The organism is Kitasatospora sp. NPDC058492 (genome assembly GCF_042720685.1).
Lineage (GTDB): Bacteria > Actinomycetota > Actinomycetes > Streptomycetales > Streptomycetaceae > Kitasatospora.
In genome coordinates this window covers 69,603-79,653 of record NZ_JBHXMU010000038.1, presented here as the reverse complement: position 1 = coordinate 79,653, position 10,051 = coordinate 69,603, and the positions used below count along the sequence as shown (strand labels likewise).

The following is a 10,051-nucleotide window of genomic DNA, read 5'->3' as shown; positions in this document are numbered from 1 at the left end:
CCCGCCCCGGTCCGGCCCCACCCCCACCTCCACCCCCCCCCCCCCGGCCTCTATCCCGCCCCCCCCGCCGCCCGCCGCCACCCCCCCCCTCGGGGCCCCCCCCCCCGGCGGGGTTCTCAGGGGGTTACCGTCACCGTGGTGGTCTCGGGGTTCCCGCTGTTGCCCTGGTAGACCGAGTCGCCGCTGTAGACGGCCGTGATGACGTGCGGGCTGGTGGCCAGGAAGAAGGTGACGCGCCCCCCGGCGGCGCAGTTTCCGAGGGTGAGGACCAGGCGCACCGTGCCGGTCGTCGTGTCGGTGAGCGTCACGGTGCCGGTGGGCGGGGTCGTGGCTCCCGTACCGGGGACCGGGCAGACCAGGTCGTCGATCACCACCGGCCGGCCGAGCCGGGACTGCTGGGGCAGCGGGATCAGGCGTGTCGTCACCGGCTTGCCCGGCGTGGGGTAGCTGATGGTGATGCCCGCGGCGGCGCTGGTCACCGTGGGGCCGGTGCCGCCGGCGGGGACGAGGGACGAACCGCCTCCGCCACCGCCCGCGCTCCCGAACGGAGTGGTCAGGCCGTTGAGGCTGGCACCGCCGCCACCGCCGAACAGGCCCCCGCCGCCCGCGCCGCCCGTGCCGGCACCGCCGTTGCCGCCGTTGCCGCCGTTGCCGCCGTTGCCGCCGTTGCCCAGCGTGCCGGGCGCGCCGTCCGTACCGCCGGTGGCCACGCCGCCGGCACCGCCCTGGGTGGCCGTGCCCGCCCCGCCGCCCATTCCCCCGTCGCAGGTCCCGTTGGCGCCCGCCTGGCCAGCGGCACCGAGCGGGCGGAGGGCAAGGGTCGCCAGCCGCCGATGGCCGTCACCCCCGCTGGGTGACGGCCACCGAACAGGGCTCACACCGTGGTCACTAGCACGACCACGGCGTGGTGACGTGGCCCGTCACGGTGTCCACCGCCACCGTCCTGCCCTCGCTGGGAATGCAGAAGTAGTAGGTGGGATGCGGGTTCTGCACGACGGGCTCATTGAGGTACAGGGGCTTGAACGCGCCGGTGTGCCCGGCCTTGACGGCCAGATCGTGGGCCTGGACCTCCGTCATGGTGAACAGGGAGATGGCCTGGATCCCGATCGGGACGCTCCACGGCTGCGTGCTCTGGTACTGACCGGTGGTCGAGTACTTGTACTCGAAGGACGGCTCCGAGTTCTTGGCCCGGAAGCGGATCCACCAGGCCTGGACGTCATTGGGGTTGGTCGTGGGTGTCAGCAGGACGGCGTCCGCGTCGTAGAACTGCGAGCCGGGGTGCTCCTGCTGCGCCTTCACCTTGGCCTCCCGCACGATCTGTGTGAGCGGGAGATGGGGTGCCGCGCTGGCGGTGGACGGGGCGATCGGCAGCAGCGACAGGGCCGTGGCGGTCGCGGCGAGCCCGATCCGTGCCCGAAGGCGGCGGCGTGATGTCCGGCACCCGTTCAGTGCGGGTGTCGCGGGCGTGCGGGCGGTGCGCGTGGTGTTCATGTCCTTCATCTCCTTCGACCCGGACCCTGCGTGGTCACGGTGGAAGTCGACTGCCGGGTTCGGCGTGAGCGGTGGCCGACGGGCGAGAGGTCCTCGGCCGGGCTCCGCGGGGATGCAGCCTCCCGGGGTCCAACGGTAGGAGGGTCTCCGGGCGCCGTCTCCTGGCCGTCATCCTCGCTGAGCCGAACAGGCGAACCTCTCACCCGGAGCGATGCCCGTCCGGGGTTTCGCCGCGCGGTCCCGGCCGGTGGGCCCGACACTGTGCCGCTCCTTGATCATCGCTGACTGTTACAAGGCGGTGACACGATCTTCTCGAAGTGGGCGTCCCAGCCGACGAGCCTGTAGATCGTCCTTCAGGCTGCGCTCCACCCACTCCAGGGCGATGTAGTACCGCTCCAGAACCGGGTCCCAGCCCGACTCCAGCATCCGCACGATATGAGGGTGCTCGACAGCTTTGAGTGCGGCGGTCTCCCGTTCCAGGAAGACCTTGATGATTTCGTCGTCGCGCCGCTTGAGTAGCTTGATCGCCGCGAACTGCCTGTCACTGTCGCTATTTGCCGTGTCGACGGCCTTTCGCACCTTCGACAGACCGCCGCTGCGCGCGCTGTCTCCCACCAGCAGGAAGCGATCGTTGATCACATGCGGTCCCACGCATGCTCCTCGTCCAGCACCGGCGTCAACTACTGGTCCGGCCATCCTGCCAGCCCAGGACTCCTCGGTTGGATGGTTCGGCAGATCCGGGCTTGATCGTGGCCAACTCCTCGATGGCTACAGTGCCCGACGCTCGACCAACTTATCGCTTATCTTCGGCTTGTTGGGGAGAGCTGTAGCCGAGGCCGTGGTCGACGGCATCGGAGGCAGCCAATCCGGTGGCCCGGAGGGTGGCCACTTCGGAGTGTCAGGGTGGCCCACTCGTGGTCGAGGGCATCCACGGCGGTGCTACCAGCAGCCGACGGTAGAGGCTGGCGCCGTAGCCGCTCCCCCGCACGGAAGCGGCCCGTCGAATCTGTCGATGACGGCCGCCAGTTGCTCGTCCGCTTCGCGATCTACGCCGACCTTCCAGTGCGCTCCAGCTTCGATACTCGTGCTTCGATTTCGGCGGGCAGGTACCAGCCTTCGATGGTGGGTGTCATGTAGAGGCGGGCCTTGAGGCCGAGGAGGAGTTGGCGGCGCCTTTCCTGGTCGGCTTGGGTCCAGGCATCGGCGAAGGTCTGGCCGGTCTCGACTTCCACCCAGGCGGAGGGGCGTTGTGGGAGGGCGGCGAGCCGGCGGCGTTCGTCGACGAGGGTTTCGAGGGCTTCGTCCTCGCGCGCTGACCCCAGCCCGCCGGCTACGCACCCGCCCGGCCGCAGTCCGGCCGGGCGGGCCCGGCGGCGGCGCCGCACCAGCCCTGTCCGCCGACGCAACGGTGGTGGGCCACCCGGCAGCCGCAGGCCGGCGGTGCGGACGGGTTCCTGTTCTGCCGCTACCCGGAAGCGGCAACAACGTCCTGCCGCTCCCCGGTGACTGCGGTGCCAGGAGCGGTGGTAGTGACGCTGCCACCCCCGGTGGGCAGCCACAGCCCAGCGGTACGGGGCGGTGCGCGCCGCGTCCGGTGGCACGGGCTCCGGCCCGGCGGCCGGTGAGCTGCCCCCGGTCGCCGCCCCGCCCTCCGGGTTCTCGGTGCCGTCGACGAAGCCCAGCAGGTTGCGGTCGTCGAAGTCGCGGAAGCCGTGCACGGAGTCTACGCACCACCGGGGAAGTCCCCTTCAGGTCCACCATCCCAGCCGGTGAGGCGTCAGCCTGTGGACGGGAGGTTCCCACCTGCGGTGACCATGCCTGTCTCATAGGCGATGACGACCATCTGGGCCCGGTCATGGGCGTGGAGCTTGGCCAGCAGCCGCCGGACGTGTGTCTTGACGGTCGCGATGCTCAGCCCCAGATGCTCGGCGATCACGTGGTTGGGCAGTCCCCGGGCCACCAGTCGGAGGACTTCCCGTTCCCGTGGGGTCACGCCCGCTAGCTCCCGGGCGAGTCGCGGGTGCGGCTCGTGGCGTCCGGCGAACTCGCGGATCAGACGGCGGGTGACCGCGGGCGCGAGCAGGGCGTCGCCGGAGGCGACCACCCGCAGGGCTGTCAGCAGGTCGGCGGGGAGGATGTCCTTCAGGATGAATCCGCTGGCTCCGCCGCGGAGTGCCGCGTACACGTACTCGTCCAGGTCGAACGTGGTGAGGACCAGCACACGGGTGCCGACGGCGTCCGGGTCCGCGCAGATGCGCCGGGTGGCCTCCAGACCGTCCATGCCCGGCATCCGGATGTCCATCAACACGACGTCGGGCCGCAGCCGCAGGGCGAGTTCGACGGCCTGCTCGCCGCTGACGGCCTCGCCCGCGACGGTGAGGTCCGGCACGCTCTCGATGAGCAGGCGGAAGCCCGCCCGCAACAGCGCCTGGTCATCGGCGATCAGAACCTGGACCGGCCGGTTCACCGTGCTGCCTCCGATCCGCAGGGCAGCCGCGCATGCACCCGGAATCCGCCCGTCGCCAGGGGGCCGGCGGAGAGGGTCCCGCCGCACATGGCCGCCCGCTCCCGCATCCCGATGAGTCCGTGCCCGCCGCCAGGACGCCGGGACGGGAGCCGGGACGGCGCGTCGTTGACGACCTCGATCTCGACCGCCTCGGGACCCATCCGGGACAGCTTCACCCGGCAGTCCGCCGATCCCGCGTGCCTGACGACATTGGTGAGGGCTTCCTGAACGATCCGGTAGACCGCCAGTTCCACACCCGGGGGGAGCGGTGGATCCGGGTCGACGGACAGCTCCACGCGCGGGCCCGCGCCGGCCGCGAGCGCGGGCAGGTCCGCCAGACCGGGGGCGGACCCCAACTCGGCTCCGTCACCGGGTGATCGCAGAACGCCGAGCATGCGGCGCATCTCGGTGAGCGCCGTCCGGCCCGCCGTCCCGACCAGTGCGAGGGTCCGCTCGGCCTCCTGCGGGTTGGTGGAGGCCACCGCACGGGCCACCTCGGCCCGTACCGCGATGACAGTCAGATGATGGGCCACCACGTCGTGGAGTTCGCGGGCGATCCGCAGGCGCTCGTCCGTCACGGCCTGCAGGGCGGCGAGTTCCGCGTACGACCGCTGCTCTCTCAGCGCGGTGCCCACCAGCCAGGGCAGGGTCATCATCAAAGACGCGAAGACGACGCCCCACGCGACCCCGGAGGCCGGGACCGGTCGCGGTACGAGGGCCATGGCCGCCGCGACGGCGCCCAGCGAGCAGCCGAGCGCCGTCGCGGACCGGCGCCCCGGTTCCCGCGCCGCCACCGTGTACAGGACGGCCCCGACCGGGACCCAGGACTCCTCCCATCCGGTGAACGCCATGGCGAAGACCGCTCCGGCCAGGACCGTGTACAGAACCCGGACGGGCCGTCTACGCCGTACCGCGACCGGCAGCCAGACCACCGCCGCCACGGCTCCCGCGCCCCAGCCACCGCTGTACGTCTCGCTCGCGCCGAACGCCAGGGCGAGGAGCACGACCGCGACCGTGTCCACGCCGTGCCACTGTCCGTCCCGCAGACGTCTGGCCACCAGCGGCCGTGACTCCCCGTCGCCCATGCCGGCCACGCTATCCAAACGGGGCCCGGGGCCCGTCAGCCCGGGGGACGTCATCCCGCGGGCTGAGTCATCCGCGCGGCCGATGCCCGTCGTACCCTCCTGGGCTGACACCGGGTTACTCCCCGGGGGCGAAGCCGCCGGGCTCATCGGACGGAACAGTGGAGCCATGAATCGGAGAACACTGCTGTCCTCGTGCGCCGGACTGGCCGCCGCCATGATCCCGGGTCTGCTCGCGCCGGTGGCCGCCGCGCGACCGGGGCAGGAGGAACCCGTGCGGTTCCAGCTGCCCGCCCCGAACGGACCGTACCCGCTGGGTACGATCGCGCTGCACCTGGCCGACACCGCGCGGCCGGACCCCTGGGTGCCCTCCCGCCCCTGCCGTGAGCTGATGATCAGCATCTGGTACCCCGCCCGCGGCTGCGCGGCCCGTCCCACTGTTCCCTGGATGCCTCCGGCGGCGGCCGACCGGTACCTGAGCCTCCTCGGCCTGCCTCCCGGCCGGGTACGGCTGGGAGGCACCCACGGCCACGAGGGCGCTCCCGTCGGCGGCCCACCGGGCCCTCTGCCCGTCGTGCTCTACTCTCCCGGCGCCGACGCGTCACGGTCGTTCGGCACCGGCGTCGTGGAAGACCTCGCCAGTCACGGCTTTCTGGTGGTCACCGTCGACCACACCTACGACGCGGCGGCGGTCGCCTTCCCCGGTGGACGCGTCGAGACGAATCCGCTGGGCGGGATCAGCGACTACGCCAAGGCCCTCGCGGTCCGTACCGCCGACATCCGCTTCGTCCTGGACCGGCTCGCCGTCCTCCGCTCGGGTGGCCACCCCGGCGTCTGCCGCACCCCGCTGCCAACAGGCATGCACGGGGCGCTCGACCTGCGGCGCGTCGGGATGCTCGGCCACTCCCTGGGCGGCGCCACCACCGCCGCGACGATGCTCACCGACGGGCGGATCACGGCGGGAGTGAGCCTGGACGGGGGCGCGGCGGGCCCGGTGGTAGACGCCGGGCTCGACCGTCCGTTCCTGGTCGTGGACACCCCGGGCAAGGGCAGCATGGAGAGCAACCCCGCCCTGCGCGCGTTCTGGTCGCGTCTGCGCGGCTGGCGCCTGCATCTGACCGTACGGGGAGCCGCGCACCAGTCGTTCGGCGACGATGTGCTGATCCTGCCGCTGATCGCCCCTCTCCTGGGCATGTCACCGCCCGATCTGGAGGACGAGGTCGGGACGATTCCCGGGCACCGGGCACAGGCGTTCCAACGCGCCTACCCGCGAGCCTTCTTCGACCTCCACCTCCGCGACCAGGGGCGGCTGCTCGACGGTCCCTCCCCCCGCTTCCCCGAGGTCGACTACGCCCGGTGAACACCTTGGCGCCGGTCCCGCCCGTCTGGGCTCCGAGGTACGACGCCGCGGCGTTCACCGGGCGGGGTCCAGCGAGGGAGGGTCGTCGGTGTCCTCGGCTTCGCAGGGAGGATCACGACCCGGGAAATCCTGCGGGCGACGCCTCCACCATCCCGACAGGGGAGCGGCGCCCTGGACGGAGCACGGCCCTGCTCTCGGCGACGGAGGTGAGGATGCCGGGAGGGTTCCTTTGAGGACTTCGACGACGTGGATCTTCGAAAGGGGCTCTCGGTAGCCTTCACCGGCGTCCCGGAAGCGATCACTCCGCCGCGAAGTCGGTGGAGGCCTGTGTCGAGCGCGCCGCCACCCATGCCGGTCGCTGGTCCGACCCCGCGCCCTTCGCCCGAACTCCCTTGGCAGGAAGGCGATCCAGCCTCGCGGCATGCGAAGGCCATGCGTACCAGGGCGGTGGACGCGCGGACCACCCGCGCCTACGGCCTGCGACCCACGACCCGGCCGCGACCCGCCTCGGCCCGGTAACCACCGGGGGCGGCCTCGCCGTCGAGCCGTTCGAGCGCAGAACGACGGCGCAGGCGCACACCCCGACCACGACGGAATCCAGCCGACGCCTCGGCATGGCATCGGACCAGAAGGTAGTATCGGTTTCCACACTGACTGAATATCAAGTGCACGCTATTCATTGGACATTGCTGTCGGGGGCGTCAGCCGACCCCTCAGGTGGGGGGTGCGCCGAGTCGCGCCCCCCTGCGCCCCACCCTCCGCACCGGAACCGACCACCGAAACCGGTAAGAACCCAGAAGGCGTCCATTGGTTACCATCGCAGACTCCGAGCTCGACGTCTTTCCACTCTGCCTCGGCGGCAGCGTCTTCGGATGGACCGTCGACGAGCGGACATCCTTCCGCGTCCTCGACGCCTACGCCGCCGCGGGCGGGAACTTCATCGACACCGCCGACTCCTATTCCCAGTGGGCCCCCGGAAACACCGGCGGGGAGTCCGAGTCCATCCTCGGCAACTGGCTGGCCGCGCGCGGTCAGCGGGACCGTTTCGTCATCGCCACCAAGGTAGGCCGACTGAACGGACTGTCCGGGCTCACGGCGAAGGTCGTTCACCAGGCCGTGGAGGAATCCCTGCGCCGTCTGCGGACGGATCATATCGACCTCTACTACACGCACGCGGACGACCCGGAAACCCCCCTCGAAGAGACCCTCGCCGCACTCGACACACTGATCGTGGCAGGGAAGGTGCGCCATATCGGCGCCTCGAACATCAGCGGCCCCAGGCTGGCTGAATCCCTTGAGGTTTCGAAGCGTTCGGGGCTCGCCTCGTACGTGGCGGTCCAGCCTCCCTACAACCTCATGGAACGCGAGCCCTTCGAGAGCGGGATCGCCCCGGTCTGCGAGCGCGAGGGCGTCTCCTGCGTCCCGTACTTCGCCCTGGCGCAGGGCTTCCTGACGGGCAAGTACCGCGAAGGCGCACCCGCCGTTCCCAGCGTCCGCAGCGACGCGGCACGACCGTACGGCGAAACGCCCCGCGGCCGCACGGTGCTCCGGACGCTGGACACGATCGCCTCCGAGCACGACACCGCCCCCGCCGCGGTGGCCCTGGCCTGGCTGAGGGCGCAGCCCCATGTCGTCGCTCCGCTCGCCAGCAGCAGGACGCCCGAGCAGCTCGCCGAACTGACCCCGGGAGCGACCCTGGAACTCTCCCCGGCCGAGGTTCACTCGCTGGACCTCGCTTCACGAACCACCGCGGCGGACCACCATGCGCATGTCGGCTGAAGGAGGAGGAGCCGCCGTGACCCTCACCCCCCACACCGCCCTGATCGGATTCGACGCCGTCAAGTCGTTCATCTCGGTAGCGCGCGATGAATACGAGGCCTGTACCCCGCAGGAACCACCCTCCTGTTTCGCCCTCCTGCTCGGCACCGTCGACGACGGTGTCGCGGCCATCACCTCGGTCCAGTTCGCGACCAACGTCCGTGCCACCGACCCGATGGCGCTCGAAGAGTTCTCGAGCTCCATAGAGCCGTGCTTCGGAAGCGCCTACCGAAACCCCCGCCGGGGATTCTGGTGCAGCTCGCAGGATCTGCTTCGTATTCACCGGCAGGCGGACCGTGACGGGGCCGAGATCCTGGGCTCCATCCATCTGCATCCCGACTGGCACCGGATCGGCCCACCCGAAGAGCGAGGGCTGCGAATAAGCGAGGAGCCGACACCGATGGACCGCTACATGCTCGACAACAGTCGGTACCCGGTGAACATGATCTGCTATCTGGAATCCGGCCCACAGGGGGTTTCCGCCGCACTCGCGGCATGGGGCCCTCCTCCCGAGGAGGAGGTCGCGGCGCCATGCCCCCGCCTCCTTCTGAGGTTCAGCGCGTCCTGAGGAACGGCAGGCTCACCCCTCGCCACCGGCGGGACTCCGCCCCGGTCACGCTCGCGGATGTGACCGGGGCGGGGCCGCCCGTCCACCCCTGGGTGAGTACCGCCGGAACGGGGCCGTCGGGGCGGACGGTGGTGCTGTAGGCGGCGCTGGTGGGGGTGGAGGAACAGCCCGGTCGGCGTGGTCGCGGTGGCCTCGTGCCCGGCGACCGGCAGGGTGACCCGCTCGTCCCGGATGAACGTGTCGTGCCGGAGCATCATGGCCCCGATCCGGGGGCCCGACACCGTACCGCCCGCTGCCTGGGGGCCGGCGAGTCAACCCCGTGGGTCGACAACGACGCGGCGTGGAGAATTGATTATCTGATGGTCAGTCAGAACCTCGCGGACGGACACCTGCACCAAGGCCTACATCGAACGCCCCGCCTCCTCTGCCGATCGATGGAGCAACCACGCACCGGTGACCGCCGTCTTCGACCTTGACCAACTCCTGTAGCACCGACGGGAAGTCGGACGACTGGCTTCTGATGCCTCGGCCGTCGCGCTGCTTGATTCGGGCGACGACCGAGACTGCCACCGGCCTGCGGCTGGATCGCGCCGCCATCCGTGCTTCGGAGTGATGGTCAGCTGACGCTCCAGAAAAATCGTTTTGTAAAGGCCAAGGCCGTCTCGCCGCAACATGGGCGACGAATGGCATCGACGCCCATGCGCAGGACCTGCCGGTGTTCTGTCGCTTCCTCCACGAGCCCCGGACCGGGAAGTCGACCCACCCGACCCGACCGCGCCACCGGAGCAGCAGACGTTGCCAAGGTCGAGACCGCCGACCGGCTCGCACCCGCACCCATCGCTGAGACCCAAAACGCCACCGGCAGGGGGCACGCCAGGGTCCCGGCCGGCCGCCAAGCGGAGCACCCCTCGTCCGGCCACGCCGCCCAGGCCGCCGACCTGGTGACCCGTTTCGAGCGGGCCAAGGCCGCAGACGACGTGTCTGCCGCGACCTCGATCCGTGAGGAGTCGGTGCGCGCCCTCGGCGCACCCGGGGTGCCGGGCTCGACGGCCAAAACGCTTCGACGGCTTCTGAGGAACCTGCACAAGTGGATCGGTTCGCACGAGGCCGGCGACGTCCGGGGGCGGGGGGGGGGACCCCCCCGCCGCCCCGGCGGGCCGGCCAGCGCGCCCCGGCGACCCCGCAGCGGGGGCGGGCCGGCGGGAGGGCGGGGGGGGCCCCCCCAA

The 10,051-nt window shown here is 71.2% G+C and carries 9 protein-coding genes; 3 read left to right on the top strand and 6 right to left on the bottom strand.

What is annotated here, in order from left to right:
- Window positions 1-116 precede the first annotated feature (116 nt).
- The 6 genes from ACFWPI_RS24290 to ACFWPI_RS24265 form a co-directional block, all read right to left on the bottom strand.
- A complete protein-coding gene (locus ACFWPI_RS24290) occupies window positions 117-755 on the bottom strand; it encodes an Ig-like domain repeat protein (protein ID WP_380379220.1) in 639 nt (212 codons plus the stop codon).
- A 133-nt stretch (window positions 756-888) separates the two neighbouring features.
- The gene (locus ACFWPI_RS24285; RefSeq protein ID WP_380379222.1) at window positions 889-1,491 is read right to left on the bottom strand and encodes a hypothetical protein; all 603 of its coding nucleotides are present in this window, start codon (window positions 1,489-1,491) and stop codon (window positions 889-891) included.
- 288 nt (window positions 1,492-1,779) lie between these two features.
- On the bottom strand, window positions 1,780-2,142 hold the full coding sequence (locus tag ACFWPI_RS24280) for a hypothetical protein (protein WP_380379224.1): 363 nt from the start codon (window positions 2,140-2,142) through the stop codon (window positions 1,780-1,782).
- A 395-nt stretch (window positions 2,143-2,537) separates the two neighbouring features.
- On the bottom strand, window positions 2,538-3,209 hold the full coding sequence (locus ACFWPI_RS24275; protein WP_380379226.1) for a hypothetical protein: 672 nt from the start codon (window positions 3,207-3,209) through the stop codon (window positions 2,538-2,540).
- Window positions 3,210-3,268: 59 nt separating this feature from the next.
- Window positions 3,269-3,958: a response regulator gene (locus tag ACFWPI_RS24270; RefSeq protein ID WP_380379228.1), complete on the bottom strand. Its 690-nt coding sequence runs from the start codon at window positions 3,956-3,958 to the stop codon at window positions 3,269-3,271.
- Window positions 3,955-5,082 (bottom strand): sensor histidine kinase, encoded by a 1,128-nt coding sequence (locus ACFWPI_RS24265; protein ID WP_380379230.1) that lies wholly within the window; start codon window positions 5,080-5,082, stop codon window positions 3,955-3,957. Before ACFWPI_RS24265 ends, ACFWPI_RS24270 begins: the two co-directional genes overlap by 4 nt.
- A gap of 166 nt (window positions 5,083-5,248) precedes the next feature.
- Between ACFWPI_RS24265 and ACFWPI_RS24260 the strand changes: the two genes are divergently transcribed.
- The 3 genes from ACFWPI_RS24260 to ACFWPI_RS24250 all read left to right on the top strand — a co-directional run bounded on the left by ACFWPI_RS24260 (window position 5,249) and on the right by ACFWPI_RS24250 (window position 8,825).
- On the top strand, window positions 5,249-6,439 hold the full coding sequence (locus tag ACFWPI_RS24260) for an alpha/beta hydrolase family protein (RefSeq protein ID WP_380379231.1): 1,191 nt from the start codon (window positions 5,249-5,251) through the stop codon (window positions 6,437-6,439).
- 807 nt (window positions 6,440-7,246) lie between these two features.
- Entirely contained in the window at window positions 7,247-8,218 is a 972-nt protein-coding gene (locus tag ACFWPI_RS24255; RefSeq protein ID WP_063346282.1) for an aldo/keto reductase, read from the top strand.
- Between the two features lie 16 nt (window positions 8,219-8,234).
- The gene (locus ACFWPI_RS24250; RefSeq protein ID WP_363376540.1) at window positions 8,235-8,825 is read left to right on the top strand and encodes a hypothetical protein; all 591 of its coding nucleotides are present in this window, start codon (window positions 8,235-8,237) and stop codon (window positions 8,823-8,825) included.
- The last annotated feature ends 1,226 nt before the right edge of the window (window positions 8,826-10,051 follow it).